Genomic DNA, 14,281 nt, shown 5'->3' on the forward strand with positions numbered 1-14,281 from the left:
AAATTTTGTCGCCAATATGGAAGGTGCAGCCGATTTAATCTTCTGTTAATGCATTGCGCACACAGGGTGAGATCCGCAGGGGGAAGAGGTGACCATGGAACTGCAGAACGATCAGGGTTTGAGACTTGTGCTCGACCCGTCCTCGATGCTGGATCTGCGCGGTGTGTTCGTCGATGGTGTCGATCTTTCGCCGCATCGGGCTATTCCCGATGACGGTGACCGGCGTATCGATCATTCGCTGGAAGGCTTCCTCTTCACCTGCGGGCCGGATCACATCCGCCATCCCGCTCCCATCCCCGGAGGTCATGGCGCGCGCTATCCCTTGCATGGCTCTTTTTCCGGCCATGCGGCAAAGGTCATCTCCTCAAGCCCGGATGAATGCAGTGCCGTGATCGATGTGCGTCATGCCGATGGCGGTCTTTCCCGGCTGGAGCGCCGCTGGTCGCTGGATCGTCAGGGTGTCGTCAGGCTTTGCGACCGGCTGATCAATTGCGGCGAGGACGCCTTTCCAGCCTTTTACATGTATCACATGAATATTGCCGCCCGGCTGTTCGACGATCACGTCCAGCTTGAAGGAGCCATGCTGGATAAGGGCGGTTTTGGCTGGCGATTCGGTGCCGAACCGGGCGGGGTCTTCTGCGTGCCCGCCGGACCGGAGGAGGATGGCTTTGCCAGCATCCGGCTGGGTCCGATTGCGGCGATCGGCGGCAAGACGCTGCTGGTGCGGTTCGATACCGCGACCTTGCCCCATCTGCAGATCTGGCGCAATCAGAAGGCGCCAGCCGATGTGCTCGGCATCGAGCCGGTCTCGCATCGCTGGGTGGATCGCCCGGATCTTGAGGCTGCGGGCGAGTTTCTGCCGCTGCAACCGGGCGAAGCGCGCGAGTTTTCACTGTCCTTTGCGTTTTTATAAGCGTCAGCCTGCGATTGACGACCGGCCCCATGCGTCGTAAGTCTGCGGCCTGATTTTTGAGTGGCTGGCCTTGCGGGTCGGCCATGCTGTCGAGGAGGTTGCCGATGGATATCAGACAGATCAATGAGGACTATTCCGTCAGCGGTCAGATCGAACTGGCCGATCTCGATCAGATCAAGGCCATGGGATTCAGGTCCATCGTCTGCCACCGGCCGGATGGTGAAGAGCCCGGTCAGCCCGCTTTTGCCGAAATTGCCGCCCGCGCTGGCGAACTGGGCTTGAGCATCCGTCACATTCCCGTGGGCCGCATGGGTGTCACGCCCGATGCCGTGGCGGCGATGGTCGATGCGCTGGACGATCTCGAGCGTCCCATGCTCGGCTATTGCCGTTCGGGTGCGCGCTCCACCGCCACGTATGAGCACAGCCTGCGGCAGCGCTGAGCCGTTTTATTGTCTGGCCGGTTTTTGTCCGGCCTTTCTATCAAGCAGGAGAGTTGCATGACCATCAAGCGTATCGAACCCGGCAAGCGCATGAGCGGCGCCGTCATTCATGGCAATACGGTTTATCTGTCCGGTCAGGTCGGTGAAGGCACAAGCGTGACCGAGCAGTCGAAATCGGCGCTGGCCGAAGTGGATCGCCTGCTGGCGCTGGCCGGTTCTGACAAGTCGAAGATCCTGCAGACGATCATCTATCTGTCGGACATGTCCAGCTTTGGCGAAATGAATGCCGTCTGGGAAGCCTGGATCGATCCGGCCAACCCGCCGGCCCGCGCCACGAGCGAAGCCGCGCTGGCCACGCCGGATTACAAGGTCGAGTTCATCGTGACAGCGGCGATCTGATCTCTGCTCGAATTGTTGGATCGGCGCCGGTTTGAGCGATCAGACCGGCGCTTTGCTTTTGCGGGCCGTCAAAGCGCGTGTTTTTCATTCAGCCGGTCGCGCAGCGCGATCAGATCATCGCGCAGGGCCGCGATTTCGACCATGCTACAGCCGGTGGCGTTGCCGATGGCCATCAGCACATCCACCGCCTTTTCCTTGAGGGCCGCCCCCGTTTGCGTCAGTGAAACAGTCACCTGACGCTCATCCTTGCCGTCGCGCTGGCGCCGCACATAGCCGTTCTGTTCCAGCCGCTTGATCAGCGGTGACAGGGTGCCTGAATCAAGCCCCAGCCGCGCGCCGAGTGCCTTCACCGTCAGGTGGTCGGTTTCCCACAGCGTCATCAACGTCAGATATTGCGGATAGGTGAGGCCCAGTGGCTCCAGCAGCGGCTTGTAGGTGCGCGTCAGTGCCAGCGATGCGCCGTAAAGGGCAAAGCAGAGCTGTCTGTCGAGCAGCAATTCCTGTTTCAGTTCATCCCGGTCCTGCGCTGTCATCGGCCTGTCTCATTGGCTGTGCTTGATGGCTTGTGCCCTGGTCCAGAGAGACTGAAATGATCCCTGGATCGACGACAATGCATTATGGCGAAAACACTCAAAAATATAAAGGGCAAAATTCAGTTGCGCGCAATTTATTTATGTGATACCAAAAATCCAGTGCCGGTGCTTCATCACTCCTCTTGTCGAGCATTTCTGTTTTAGTGGCAGATGGGTGACTAGGGGCGGTCGCGCCGGCTGGAAAAGCTGCGGCCATATTGCCGTATCTGGCCCGATCCATGAGATAAAGCTCTAACAACAGGAGAGAACCATGCCTATTCTTTATACGACTGAAGCTTCCGCAACCGGTGGTCGCGCAGGCCGCGCTGTCAGCAGCAATGGCGTTCTCGATGTGACGCTGACCGTGCCGAAGGAATTGGGTGGCGATGGCGCAACCGGCACCAATCCCGAACAGCTTTTTGCTGCCGGCTATTCGGCCTGCTTTCTCGGTGCGCTGAAATATGTCGCCGGCCAGCAGAAGGTGAAGGTGCCGGAAGAGGCCAAGGTCACCGCGAAGGTTGGTATCGGCCCGCGCGAAGATGGTACGGGTTTTGGCATTGAGGTGTCGATCAGCGTCGATCTTCCGGGCGTCGAACGCGCTGTTGCTGAAAAGCTGGTGGCGGATGCGCATATCGTCTGCCCTTACAGCCACGCCATGCGCACGGCAACGGAAGTCTCGGCCAAGCTGGCTTGAACCGTCTCGAGATCAAAAGAACAGGCCGGTTTCACACCGGCCTTTTTTCATGGTCTGTTCGTGATGATGGCTCAGGTCACGGCGCCGCCCGCTGCCGCCAGGATCAGCACAATGCCGAGCAGAATGCGGTAGATGACGAAGGGCCAGGTGGAGAAGCGCTCGAGAAAACGCATCAGGCCCCAGATGGCAATGGTGGAGGAAATCGCACCGGCAATCAGGCCGGTTGCCAAAAGCGCCCAGCCATGGCCATCAAGCGACAATTTGTGCAGTTCCCAGATTTCCTTCATCCCGGCGAGGAAAATCGCGGGCAAGCCGAGAAGAAAGGAAATACGGGCTGCCTGTTCACGCTTGAAGCCCAAAGCCAGCGCCGCCGTGATGGTGGCGCCGGAGCGGGACACGCCGGGAACAAGTGCGCCAACCTGCGCAATGCCGATCAGAAGCAGATCCATCGGGCTGACGCTTGGCATATCGCGCTTGTGACGGGCCATGAGTTCCGTAGCCGCCAGAAGTCCGCCCATGACGATACAGGCAATCCCCACCGCCCAGATGCTGCGCAGCGGCGACCCGCAACTGTTCAGGCTATGGGCGAGCGCCAACCCTGCAATTCCGATCGGAATGGTCGCGACCATGATCCAGAACACCAGCTGAAAGCTGAAATTGTTGAAATCCCGCCTGACCAGTGCCGATATCGATCCCTTCGCCAGGCCGAAAATATCCTTGCGGAAATAGCTGACCACCCCGGCCAGCGCTGCCAACTGCATGGCGGCGGAAAAGGCCGCACCCGGATCTGGCCAGCCGAGAAAGGCCGGAACCACCCGCATATGTGCCGAGGAGGACACCGGCACCAGCTCGGTTATACCCTGGACAATGCCCAGAAAGGCTGTCTGAAAAAAAGTCAGATCGACAAACCCGGTTGCCGATCCCACCACACACGCATCCGCCATTCATCACCTCACGCGTTTTTCAGCTCTCTCACAAGCATGGTCTCATGTGTTTGTCTACGGCATAGGCGGTTGCAAATCATACAATCATGCCGGAACGAAGGCCAAGGCACGATCTCTCAGGCATGTCCCTGATCGCTGCGGCATGCGCTGCTGCATTATCCCCGGCGGTACCTGTTTTTGACCTTAAAGTTTGTCAGGGAAAAGTGGAATTCGATTTCCCCGAAAAGACAAACGAAATCAATAAAATCCTCTGTGTTCACGCAATTTTAGACGCAAAACCGTGTGCTATGACGGCGGCTTTAGCCGAGTTTTGATCGCTGCAAAAACAAAAGACGGTCGCTGGCAAGCAAGAATGAAGAGGAGGTGTCTGTGTACTCGCCAGGCCACATAAAGGATGGGCATAAGACACGCATGACGGCAGAGATTGCGGATATGCAAGGAGATAGCAAGAACTACGGTAGTTTTATCAGATGACTTAGGCGATGGCGTATGTGTAACATGCGGAAATGTTGATAATATAAATTATTAATCAATATCAATTTTAATAAGAACAAACTTATGTTGTTCGCCTAATTTTGCCTAAGGAGAGTTTTCATGACCCTGTCGCTCGGTCGCATGCTGACCGGATTGTTTCTTGCTGTCTTGCTGGTAATGGCCGCTCAGGGGGTTTATGCCATTGTCAGTCTGAACGGAATTTCCGAGGGCACGGAAACCTTTCTGAAAAAGCGTGTTCCAGCCCTTGTGGCACTTGGCCAGCTGAACAGCGATCTCGGTGATGTACGCGTTGCCCAGGGCGCCTATCTGAGCGCATCGGATGCCAGCCTGAAGGCAAAGCGGTTGCAGGATCTGGACAAGGCCGTCGCCAGTGTCGTCGATCAAACGCGTGCCTATGCCCCTTTCATCGTTGACAAGGAAGATCAGGATTACTTCGACAGTTTCAAAAAGGGCTGGGATAGCTATCTTGCTCATTGGCAGCAGATCAAGGCTGCCAGCGATGCAGGCGATGCATCGCAGGCAAGAGCCCTTTTCTATGGCGACACGCTGGATATCTATAACAAAACTGGCGATATCATTCAGGCGGCCATGGATGACCTGCAGACAAATGTCAATGAAGAGGGCAGCATCAATCTTCGCGGCGTGCACGATACCACCAGCACGACGCAGATTGCACTTGGGCTTGCCGTTGTTCTCGTTCTGGCATCAATTGTCATCAGTCGGCGGCGGATGATCGTGCCGATTGCTCAGATGACCTCCCAGATGAAAATTCTTTCCGGTGGCGATACGTCGCATGATGTGCCGTTCCGTGCGCGTCGTGATGAAATTGGCGCCATGGCCGCAGCGCTACAGATCTTCAAGGATGGCATTTTGCGCAACCGGGCACTGGAAGCCGAAGCGATTACGCAGAGGGAGCGGGCCGAGGCCGAAAAAATCCGACTGCAGAAAGAGGCAGATGAGGCTGCCCAGCGCAAGCTGCAGGAGGCGACCGCAGGTCTTGCAGCCGGTCTGCAGAGGCTTGCAGCAGGTGACCTGAGCTTCCAGCTTACGGAAGCCTTCGCCCCGGAATTCGAGGCTCTGCGCCGCGATCTGAATACCGCTATCGGCCAGCTTGGGGCAACCATTGCCACGGTATCGGAATCGGCGGTGGCCATTGGTGCCGGATCACGCGAGGTCAGCGACAGTGCCAATGATCTGTCGCGTCGTACGGAGCAACAGGCTGCCTCGCTGGAGCAGACGGCTGCGGCTCTTGACGAGATCACTGCCAATGTCTCCAATTCCACCAAGCGGGTGGCGGAAGCGCGCGATGTCGCCAAGCAGGCCAATGACGGCGCGGTGCAATCCGGCATCGTCGTGGCGGAAGCCATCAGCGCCATGCAGCGGATCGAACAATCCTCCAGCCAGATTTCCAACATCATCTCGGTCATTGACGAGATCGCCTTCCAGACCAATCTTCTGGCGTTGAATGCGGGTGTTGAGGCCGCCCGCGCCGGTGAAGCCGGACGAGGGTTTGCTGTTGTGGCCACAGAGGTGCGGGAACTGGCACAGCGGTCGGCGCGGGCTGCCCGTGAAATCAAGGAGTTGATCAACAATTCTGTTCAGGAAGTGGAAAGCGGTGTGCGCAAGGTTGAGCAGACCGGTTCGGTGTTGAAATCGATCGAACATCATGTGACAACCATCAACAATCTGATGGAGGCTATCACCACGGCGTCGCGTGAACAGTCTGTCGGGCTTTCCGAGGTCAATACTGCTGTCAATCAAATGGATCAGGTGACCCAGCAGAACGCTGCGATGGTCGAGGAAGCCAATGCCGCCAGTGCCAATCTTGCACAGGAAAGCCAGCGGCTGCAATCCTTGGTAGGTGGCTTCAAGGTTCAGGCCGGCGATAGACGCGGGCAAGCGCTGCAGAGGGCAGCGTGATTTTCTGGAACCGTTAGAGTATTTCCATGAAACAGTGAAATTCTCTAGGTGCCGCGCCTCTGCCCCGGTTATCTGGACAGAGGCTGCGGCACCTCTTGTTTTTGCCACGGGAGTCGATTACGTTGACGTGCACGTCAATATTGCTGCAAGGAGTTTTTCATGAGTGAACTTGTAACCCGCATTGCCGACAATGTCGGGATTACGCCGGATCAGGCGGAAAAGGCGCTTGGCATGATGCTGACCTTTCTTGAAAAGGAAGGCGATGAGGCTGCCGTCAGCCGCATGATCGCTGCCATGCCCGGCGCGCCTGAACTTTTGGCGCAAGGCAAGAGCGGCGCCAAGGGAGGTGGCCTTCTCGGAGGGCTGATGAGCGCCATGGGTGGCGGTATCATGGCACTTGGCCAACAATTGATGAGCCTTGGTCTCGGCATGGGCGAAATCAGTGCGCTTGCCAAGGAAACCATGGCGGTTGCCCGCGAGCATGCAGGAAATGACGTGGTCGATGAGGTGGTTGCATCTGTTCCAGGTCTGGGCCAGTTCGTCTGAACCTTTGCAGCGATTGGGGCAGCAGGCCCATTTGTAGTACCGGGCGGCTTGCCCGTCGTTCTGTCGCCCCCTTTCAGAATAGGTACCAGAGAGCAATTTCAGCAAAGTATCATACGGTTTTGCCTCTGGAATTGCGTAAAAACGAAGAGTTAGAGCGTTTCCGTGTTTCCGTAAAACACCGAAACGCTCTCATAATCCCTTTCATGCCTTGGATAAGAATGCGTCATCACAATCTGGTATTGAAAACCGGATTGAGGATGCCGTGAACCCGGAAGATTTCATCAGGCAGATGAAAACCAAGGCTCTCTCCGACACATGGCCAGGCGATATCTGATCGTTGTTTTATTCTACAACAATCAGAATGATTACGGTTGTAAGACTTCTTTAAAAAGCTGCTGTCACTCTCTGCTTAAAAGTGACAGGGCCTGTTACGTGGCCCAAAATCGGGGCGTGTCATGAGGGTGAAGTTGAAAACCGTTTCAGGGCGATTGATGCTGTCGGCAGGCATTGCGATGGCTACAGCCATTGTATGCTACACGGTTTATAGCGGATGGCGTTCAAGTGTCCGGGTCGATCATGATGTGATGACGCTGGCAACGCAAACTGCCGCCGTGGTTGCAAAGGATGTGGCCGTTGATTTGACCGACGCTGTTTCTGCCGGAAACAGCATGGCAGGGGCTATCTCCGGCCTTATGGGGGGTGGCGTTCTGGAGCGAAAGGATGTCGTCGCCCTTTTGAAGGGTGTTCCTGAGCACTATCCCGATATTTTTGGGTCCTGGATGTGCGAAGTGCCAGATGCACCGCAGGCGCTGAAACTCACAGGTTCAGAAGGGACCAACAAGGTCGGTCTCTTCACCGCCTACTGGACCAAAGGTGATAATGGTGGGCTCGATTTTTCCACCTGGGTTACCAACACCACCGATCAATGGTATGCCGGGCCGCTGTCCAGTGGTAAGAGCATGATCTCTGAACCCTATGTGACCAATATGGGTAAGCTTGTCACATCGGTCAGTGTACCGGTGAAGGTCGGCGACAAGATCGTCGGTCTTGCTGGTGTCGATGTGAAACTGGACGATCTCGCCAGCAAGTTTGAGAGGATACGGCCCTTCAAAACTGGTCGGGTTCTGCTGGTGGCCAGCAATTCCAAATGGCTGGTTGCGCCAGAAAAGGATCTTTTGAGCAAGGTCTATGCCGATCCGGGTGCCGATGCGTTGAAAGCGTCGCTGGCAGATGGTCAGATGCGGGTCGTAACCGGCTTTGCCGATGGCCGTGTCCGGCTCATCTATCCCTTCACCGCCCACGGCATGAACAAGACCTGGGCAGCCATCCTCGACGTTCCGGCAGAAACCTTCACCACCCCGGTTGTGGCTGAAATCCGCTCGACGGCGATTGGCGGTCTTATTCTGCTGCTGGTGTCGCTGGGCGTGATCTATGCCGTGTCGAAATTTCTGGTTCGCCGTCCGCTGGAAGCCTTCGAGGCCAGCGTGCAGCAGATGGCGTCGGGCCGCTATGATCAGCCGGTGTCCGGCACCGACCGTGCCGATGAATTCGGCACACTGGCAAAGGCGATGGAGAGATTTCGCCATGATCTGGCCGAGGGACGGAATGCTCAGGCCGAACAGGAAAAGTTGCGCACGAGCGTCGAAAGCGAACGCGAGCGGCAATCGGCGCTGGAACAGGCCAAGGCTGAAGACCTTCGCCATTTCGTCGTCGAGGTGAAATCCGGTTTCGATGCTTTGGCAACGGGCGATCTCAGCGTGCGGATGACGGCTCCGCTTGCGCCGGAATTCGAACCGATCCGGCAGAATTTCAACGCCTCTGTGGCAGCCCTTGAAGAGACGATCGGCTCTGTCGTTCATGCTGTCCATACGATTCGCTCAGGCCTTGGCGAGATTTCTGCCGCTTCCGACGATCTGGCGCGCCGCACCGAACAGCAGGCCGCCTCCCTGGAGGAGACAATTGCCGCCTTGAACGAAGTGTCCGGCGGCGTCAACGACACGGCGGAAGGCGCAAGCCATGCGCACCGCACCGTGCAAAAGGCCCGTGACGACGCCGAAAAGGGCGGAAGGATTGTCACCGAGGCGATCGAGGCGATGACGGCCATTCAGGGCTCGTCAGAGAAGATCGGCAATATCATCGGGGTCATTGACGAGATCGCCTTCCAGACGAATCTTCTGGCGCTGAATGCCGGTGTTGAAGCAGCCCGTGCAGGCGATGCGGGCAAGGGTTTTGCCGTCGTTGCCCAGGAAGTGCGTGAACTGGCACAACGTTCCGCCCAGGCGGCGCGGGAAATCAAGGCGCTGGTCTCCACCTCCAGCGATCAGGTCAAGACCGGGGTTGATCTGGTCAGCGCCTCGGGCAAATCCTTGAATGACATCGCCGCCTATGTCGTCGACATGAGCACGACCATCGACAATATTGCCAAATCCGCCCGTGAACAGGCCGCAAGCCTCAAGGAAGTCACGGTTGCCGGCAGCCAGATGGATCAGGTCACCCAGCAGAACGCCGCCATGGTCGAAGAAACCTCGGCAGCCGCACTCAGCCTGACGGAAGAAACTGAAATGCTGGCCAATCTCGTCGGCCGTTTCAAGGTGGGGCGTGCTGAAACGTCAATGCCGCGCCGCGCGGCGTGAGCAACGACTCATCAAGGGCAGTTAAAGCGCCGGTCTCTTGCAAAAGACCGGCGCTCTATGCCTCACAGCACTGTAGATAAGGGAGGCATTCCTGTCTTGTTAAAACGGCTGCATATCATGCAAGGATGCAGCCGTGTAAACGTCCTGCGTGAATTGAGTAGCCGGGAGAGCCTGTCTTGCTTGTTGCACAGTTGACCGACATTCACGCCAGCCCGGCCAGTGATAATATCGCACGGTTCGAGGCAGCCCTTGTCTGGCTGAAAAGCCTGCGCCCGGATATCCTTGTCGTCACCGGCGATCTTGTCGATGATGGCTGGGCAGAGGGCTATCGGACAGTGAAAGATCTGCTCGATGCACTCGATCATCCCGTCTTTGTGCTGCCGGGAAATGCCGATGACAAAGGTCTTTTGCAGACGATGATGCCGGAACGGATTAAGACGCGCCCGGATGGAGCCATGCATTTTGTCCATCGGTGTGAGACGGTGCAGATCATCGGTGTGGATGTCTGTGTTGAGGGTCAAGCGTATGGCGATATCACGCCCCATTTGCCATGGCTTGAGGCGACCCTTAACGGGCTTTGCGGTGATTCCGCCTTGATCTTCATGCATCATCCCGTTTTTGCAAGCGGTATCGATGTGCTGGATGAGGCGATGTGCAGGGGGGTGGACGGTTTGCGGGCCATTTTGTCGTCTGCCTCTGTGCCGCCTCTTGCCATCTGCTCCGGTCATGTTCACAGACCGATGGCCAGTGCATTTGCGGGCATTCCCGCCTTTATCTGCGGATCGATCTGCCCGGCAAATCCCTTGTGGCTGCATTCCTCTGTTGTACCTTCAGCACCCGATCCGGCAGCTTTGATGATCCATGATATCTGCAATGGCCGCCTTGTGAGCAGCCATGTGTCGCTTCCCTCCTGACAAGTGTTTTGCCGATCAGGCCGTTCCCCGGATCTCTGACAGGGTCCGTGTCGGCGTGATCGCCTCGGCGTCCAGCCTGATTTCGATGATCGACGGCTTGCCGGAGGCGCGGGCGCGCTCGAAGGCGGCGGCAAAGTCTTGCGTAGCCTCGACCCGTTCGCCGTGGCCGCCATAGGCTTCGGCAAAGGCCTTGAAATCGGGGTTAATGAGATCGGTGCCGCTGACCCGGCCCGGATATTCGCGCTCCTGATGCATGCGGATCGTGCCATAGGTGCCATTGTTGATGAGAAGCACGATGATCGGCCAGCCATAACGGACGGCGGTGATGAATTCCTGCCCGTGCATCATGAAACAGCCGTCACCGGCAAAGCAGATCACCTCGCGCTCCGGAAAAAGCGCCTTGGCGGCGACGGCGGCAGGCAGGCCATAACCCATGGAGCCGGAGGTGGGGGCGGCCTGGGTATTATAGCCCTGAAAGCGATGGAAGCGGTGCAGCCAGGTGGCATAATTGCCTGCACCATTGGTAAAGATCGTGTCCTTTGCAGTATTGGCCTCGATCCAGTTCATGATTGGCCCCATCTGCACCGCGCCCGGCCCGGTTTCCGGCGGCGTCGACCAGTTGAGATAGGCCGTATGCATGGCGGCGGTACGGTTTGTCCAGACCGGCTTGTCTGCCGGTTTCAGACCGCCAAGGGCTGCAACGAAATCCATCGGGCTGGCGGTAATAGCGAGATCGGGGCGATAGACCCGGCCGAGTTCGGAAGGGTCAGGATAGACATGCACCAATTGCTGCTTCGGATAGGGACTGTCGATCAGCGTATAGGAGGAGGACGGCATTTCGGAAAAGCGCCCGCCGATCAGCAGCACAAGGTCGGCCTCCCTGATCTCTTTCGCCAGCGCCGGATTGATGCCGATGCCGACATCCCCGGCATAAGAAGGATGGAGATGGTCAAACAGCATCTGGCGGCGGAAGGAGCAGCCGACGGGTAGTTTCCAGTCATCGGCAAAGCGCTGGAAGGCGCAAACGGCCTCTTCGTCCCAGCGGGTGCCGCCGAGAATGGCGATGGGTCGTTTGGCCGCCTTCAGCCGTTCGCCAAGCTCGGCAATCTGCGACGGGCCGGGATGGGCAGCAACCGGCATATAAGGTTTTGCGACCGGCGCATCGGCCTCTTCCACCAGTATGTCTTCCGGCAGTGTCAGCACGACCGGGCCGGGGCGACCGGAAGTGGCGACGGCAAAGGCGCGGGTGATGAATTCGGGAATGCGCGCCACATCGTCGATTTCGCCGACCCATTTGGCAAATTCAGTGAAGGCGCGGCGATATTCCACCTCCTGAAAGGCTTCGCGCTCGCGCATATTACGGGCAACCTGACCGATGAATAGGATCATCGGCACGGAATCCTGCCGGGCAATGTGCAGGCCGGCCGTGGCATTGGTGGCGCCCGGGCCGCGTGTTACCATGCAGATGCCCGGTTCGCCGGTCAGCCGGCCCCAGCAATCAGCCATCATCGCCGCCCCGCCTTCCTGACGGCAGACCACGGTGTCGATGCCGCTGTCGTAAAGAGCATCGAGAACGGCCAGATAGCTTTCGCCCGGCACGCAGGCCACACGGCTGACGCCATTGGCTTTCAGGGCTTCAACGATCAATTGTCCGCCGGTTCTTTGCATGGGGATGATCCTTGTCGATCGAGTTTAAGGTCAGGGCTGCGGCGTGTCAGGTGCGCTGGAGACGGGACCGGAGGCCCGTTTGCGTTCGCGCCAGATGATATAAAGCCCGGAGGCGATGATGATGGTGATGCCAAGCCATTTCAGCCCGTCCGGCAGGGCGTTGAACACCAGCCAGCTGAACAGCGTGCCGGTGACGATTTCCAGATATTGCAAAGGGGCAAGCAGCGAGGCCGGGGCAGAGCGATAGGCAAAGACGCCCAGCGTGCTGGCCATGGTGGCTGTGACGCCGACGCCGAACAGCCAGAGCATGGCGTTTGTGGTGGGTATGACCGGTGTGAAGCTGCCGGTATGGAAGGTGATGAGCATCAGCAGGCAGGAAAAAAACAGTCCCGCCAGTCCGGTGTTGACCTGCATTACAAAAGCATCCTGTTGCCGTGACAAAAGCCGTGTCAGGATGGCAAAGACGGCAATGGCAAAGGCGGAGACCACCGGCAGCAGCGCAATGACCCCGAACATCTGAAAACTGGGCTGGATGACGAGCAGCGTGCCGAAAAAGCCGACACCACAGGCGCTGTAGCGTCGCCAGCCGATGGTTTCGCCAAGGAAAATGCTGCTGAGAACGGTCAGGATGATCGGCTCGACGAAGAAGATCGCCAGAGCATCGGCCAGCGCCATGACGCGCAGTGCCGCAACGAAGCTGATCATCGATAAAAACACCATGGCCCCGCGCAGGACATGCAGGCCGGTATTGCGCCAGGATGAGCGTGTGGCGGAGTGCCGGATCATCACCACGGGAAGGGCAAAGAGGATCTGGAAGACAAAGCGCGCCGTGACGATTTCCAGTGTCGGCAGGGTTTCAGTGGCCAGTTTGGAAAAGACATCGATCAGCGGCGAGACCAGAACCGACAGCACCATCATCATCAGCCCGAAGCTGACACCGGAAAGAGGCGTCTTCAGCGGCATCTGTGCCGAAGGTGAAGAGGAGGGGGATGCCATGATCAGCCTTTTCAATGTCCTGTAATGTCCGGTTCCTGTCATGCCCGGGCCGCTTTTCAGGTTCAGCTTATACCGCCGCAGACGATGTGTGACACGTGAATTTCCGGCATGGAGTCATGCTGAAATGGAATGAATGAGGTCTGCTTCAACCGCGTGGAAAGTCCACCGGGCAAAATCTGCCATGGCGTCGTCGCGGCCAATCTCGTTCAGCGTTTCATGGCGCATGGAGGGGTAGATGGTCATTGTGATATCGTTGAGCCCGGCTTTTTTCAGGGTCTGACCCAGCCAACGGGTTGCATCGGCCTTGTTGGTCGCCGGATCTTCGCCACCACCGACAAGATGTATCGGAAGGTCGCGTGGCAGGCGGGCAAGCCGGTCCGGAATGGCGGTGCGGGTCGCCATCTCCATGACGTCGAGCCAGAGGGAGATGCTGGCGGAAAAGCCGCAGAGCGGATCGGCAATATAGCGGTCGACTTCGGCGGCATCGCAGCTCAGCCAGTCGAACAGGGTGCGGTGGTTTGGAATGGCCTTGCCCCAGGCCTCGAAGGTGGCGCGCGGCAGAATGGCGCTCGGCACATCGGAGCCCTTGAGTGCCCTTTCAATGCTCAGGACAATACGGGCAAAACGGCCGGAAAGGCCAAGATTGAAATTGGAATTCCAGATGGCCAGCCCCTGAAACCGGTCCGGATAGGTCGTTGCGGTTCTCAGCGCAATCAGTCCGCCCATGGAATGGCCGAAGAGAATGACCGGCAGGTCTGGATGATTGGCCAGCGCGAAATCGCGCATGGTCTTGACATCGTCCACCACCTTTTCAACCCCGCTCCTCAGGGCAAAACGCCCCTGTGGCGTATCTTTGGTCCGGGTCTGGCCATGGCCGCGATGGTCATGGGCATAGACGTGAAACCCAAGGGCGGCCATGAATTCGGCAAAGGCCTGATAGCGGCCCGCATGTTCGGCAAGGCCATGGCAGAGGATGAGGATGCCCTGCGCTTTTGTCTGTGCATCCTGACGGTGATAGGCAAGGCGCGCGCCATCGGCTGTCGCCAGATAAGATGTTTGTTGAAACACGGCTTTTCTCCCCCAACGTGCAATAAAAGATGCTATTTCATCTTTGCTGGCAATGTTTGATTTTTATTGGGAAGGTTTC

Annotated in this window: 14 protein-coding genes; 9 read left to right on the forward strand and 5 right to left on the reverse strand. The window is 57.8% G+C overall.

From position 1 onward, the window contains the following. Window positions 1–94 precede the first annotated feature (94 nt). From NAC44_RS17810 to NAC44_RS17820, 3 genes are all read left to right on the forward strand, one after another. On the forward strand, window positions 95–913 hold the full coding sequence (locus NAC44_RS17810; RefSeq protein ID WP_250942907.1) for a DUF4432 family protein: 819 nt from the start codon (window positions 95–97) through the stop codon (window positions 911–913). Window positions 914–1,017: 104 nt separating this feature from the next. Beyond that, the gene (locus NAC44_RS17815) at window positions 1,018–1,353 is read left to right on the forward strand and encodes a protein tyrosine phosphatase family protein (protein WP_250942908.1); all 336 of its coding nucleotides are present in this window, start codon (window positions 1,018–1,020) and stop codon (window positions 1,351–1,353) included. Between the two features lie 57 nt (window positions 1,354–1,410). Further along, window positions 1,411–1,752, forward strand: coding sequence for a RidA family protein (locus tag NAC44_RS17820; protein WP_250942909.1), 342 nt, complete (start codon window positions 1,411–1,413; stop codon window positions 1,750–1,752). 68 nt (window positions 1,753–1,820) lie between these two features. Here the strand turns inward: NAC44_RS17820 and NAC44_RS17825 are convergent, their stop codons facing one another. Then, window positions 1,821–2,285: a MarR family winged helix-turn-helix transcriptional regulator gene (locus NAC44_RS17825; protein ID WP_250942910.1), complete on the reverse strand. Its 465-nt coding sequence runs from the start codon at window positions 2,283–2,285 to the stop codon at window positions 1,821–1,823. 310 nt (window positions 2,286–2,595) lie between these two features. Between NAC44_RS17825 and NAC44_RS17830 the strand changes: the two genes are divergently transcribed. Further along, window positions 2,596–3,018 carry an organic hydroperoxide resistance protein gene (locus NAC44_RS17830; protein ID WP_250942911.1) on the forward strand — a complete coding sequence of 141 codons (423 nt, stop codon included), beginning with the start codon at window positions 2,596–2,598 and terminating at the stop codon, window positions 3,016–3,018. A 71-nt stretch (window positions 3,019–3,089) separates the two neighbouring features. On the opposite strand, the gene NAC44_RS17835 is transcribed toward NAC44_RS17830, so the two are convergent. Then, window positions 3,090–3,962 carry an undecaprenyl-diphosphate phosphatase gene (locus NAC44_RS17835; RefSeq protein ID WP_250942912.1) on the reverse strand — a complete coding sequence of 291 codons (873 nt, stop codon included), beginning with the start codon at window positions 3,960–3,962 and terminating at the stop codon, window positions 3,090–3,092. Between the two features lie 122 nt (window positions 3,963–4,084). Between NAC44_RS17835 and NAC44_RS17840 the strand changes: the two genes are divergently transcribed. The 5 genes from NAC44_RS17840 to NAC44_RS17860 all read left to right on the forward strand — a co-directional run bounded on the left by NAC44_RS17840 (window position 4,085) and on the right by NAC44_RS17860 (window position 10,470). Then, a complete protein-coding gene (locus tag NAC44_RS17840) occupies window positions 4,085–4,276 on the forward strand; it encodes a hypothetical protein (protein ID WP_250942913.1) in 192 nt (63 codons plus the stop codon). A gap of 280 nt (window positions 4,277–4,556) precedes the next feature. Next, window positions 4,557–6,377 (forward strand): HAMP domain-containing methyl-accepting chemotaxis protein, encoded by a 1,821-nt coding sequence (locus NAC44_RS17845; protein WP_250942914.1) that lies wholly within the window; start codon window positions 4,557–4,559, stop codon window positions 6,375–6,377. A 159-nt stretch (window positions 6,378–6,536) separates the two neighbouring features. Further along, window positions 6,537–6,923: a hypothetical protein gene (locus NAC44_RS17850; protein ID WP_250942915.1), complete on the forward strand. Its 387-nt coding sequence runs from the start codon at window positions 6,537–6,539 to the stop codon at window positions 6,921–6,923. Between the two features lie 512 nt (window positions 6,924–7,435). Further along, window positions 7,436–9,556 (forward strand): methyl-accepting chemotaxis protein, encoded by a 2,121-nt coding sequence (locus NAC44_RS17855; protein ID WP_250942916.1) that lies wholly within the window; start codon window positions 7,436–7,438, stop codon window positions 9,554–9,556. A 176-nt stretch (window positions 9,557–9,732) separates the two neighbouring features. Further along, window positions 9,733–10,470 (forward strand): metallophosphoesterase, encoded by a 738-nt coding sequence (locus tag NAC44_RS17860; protein ID WP_250942917.1) that lies wholly within the window; start codon window positions 9,733–9,735, stop codon window positions 10,468–10,470. A 15-nt stretch (window positions 10,471–10,485) separates the two neighbouring features. On the opposite strand, the gene NAC44_RS17865 is transcribed toward NAC44_RS17860, so the two are convergent. From NAC44_RS17865 to NAC44_RS17875, 3 genes are all read right to left on the reverse strand, one after another. Then, on the reverse strand, window positions 10,486–12,138 hold the full coding sequence (locus NAC44_RS17865) for a thiamine pyrophosphate-binding protein (protein WP_250942918.1): 1,653 nt from the start codon (window positions 12,136–12,138) through the stop codon (window positions 10,486–10,488). Window positions 12,139–12,168: 30 nt separating this feature from the next. Beyond that, window positions 12,169–13,134, reverse strand: coding sequence for a DMT family transporter (locus NAC44_RS17870; RefSeq protein WP_250942919.1), 966 nt, complete (start codon window positions 13,132–13,134; stop codon window positions 12,169–12,171). Window positions 13,135–13,248: 114 nt separating this feature from the next. Further along, window positions 13,249–14,202, reverse strand: coding sequence for an alpha/beta hydrolase (locus NAC44_RS17875; protein ID WP_250942920.1), 954 nt, complete (start codon window positions 14,200–14,202; stop codon window positions 13,249–13,251). Window positions 14,203–14,281 lie beyond the last annotated feature (79 nt).

The sequence above is a fragment of the Allorhizobium sonneratiae genome, assembly GCF_023700755.1.
Classification (GTDB): domain Bacteria; phylum Pseudomonadota; class Alphaproteobacteria; order Rhizobiales; family Rhizobiaceae; genus Allorhizobium; species Allorhizobium sonneratiae.

Excerpts from the sequence above, each read along its gene's own strand:
- NAC44_RS17845 (WP_250942914.1), top strand. The coding sequence starts at position 4,557 with ATGACCCTGTCGCTCGGTCGCATGCTGACCGGATTGTTTCTTGCTGTC.
- NAC44_RS17850 (WP_250942915.1), top strand. The coding sequence starts at position 6,537 with ATGAGTGAACTTGTAACCCGCATTGCCGACAATGTCGGGATTACGCCG.
- NAC44_RS17810 (WP_250942907.1), top strand. The coding sequence starts at position 95 with ATGGAACTGCAGAACGATCAGGGTTTGAGACTTGTGCTCGACCCGTCC.
- NAC44_RS17840 (WP_250942913.1), top strand. The coding sequence starts at position 4,085 with ATGTCCCTGATCGCTGCGGCATGCGCTGCTGCATTATCCCCGGCGGTA.
- NAC44_RS17815 (WP_250942908.1), top strand. The coding sequence starts at position 1,018 with ATGGATATCAGACAGATCAATGAGGACTATTCCGTCAGCGGTCAGATC.
- NAC44_RS17835 (WP_250942912.1), bottom strand. The coding sequence starts at position 3,962 with ATGGCGGATGCGTGTGTGGTGGGATCGGCAACCGGGTTTGTCGATCTG.
- NAC44_RS17855 (WP_250942916.1), top strand. The coding sequence starts at position 7,436 with ATGGCTACAGCCATTGTATGCTACACGGTTTATAGCGGATGGCGTTCA.
- NAC44_RS17820 (WP_250942909.1), top strand. The coding sequence starts at position 1,411 with ATGACCATCAAGCGTATCGAACCCGGCAAGCGCATGAGCGGCGCCGTC.
- NAC44_RS17870 (WP_250942919.1), bottom strand. The coding sequence starts at position 13,134 with ATGGCATCCCCCTCCTCTTCACCTTCGGCACAGATGCCGCTGAAGACG.
- NAC44_RS17830 (WP_250942911.1), top strand. The coding sequence starts at position 2,596 with ATGCCTATTCTTTATACGACTGAAGCTTCCGCAACCGGTGGTCGCGCA.
- NAC44_RS17825 (WP_250942910.1), bottom strand. The coding sequence starts at position 2,285 with ATGACAGCGCAGGACCGGGATGAACTGAAACAGGAATTGCTGCTCGAC.
- NAC44_RS17865 (WP_250942918.1), bottom strand. The coding sequence starts at position 12,138 with ATGCAAAGAACCGGCGGACAATTGATCGTTGAAGCCCTGAAAGCCAAT.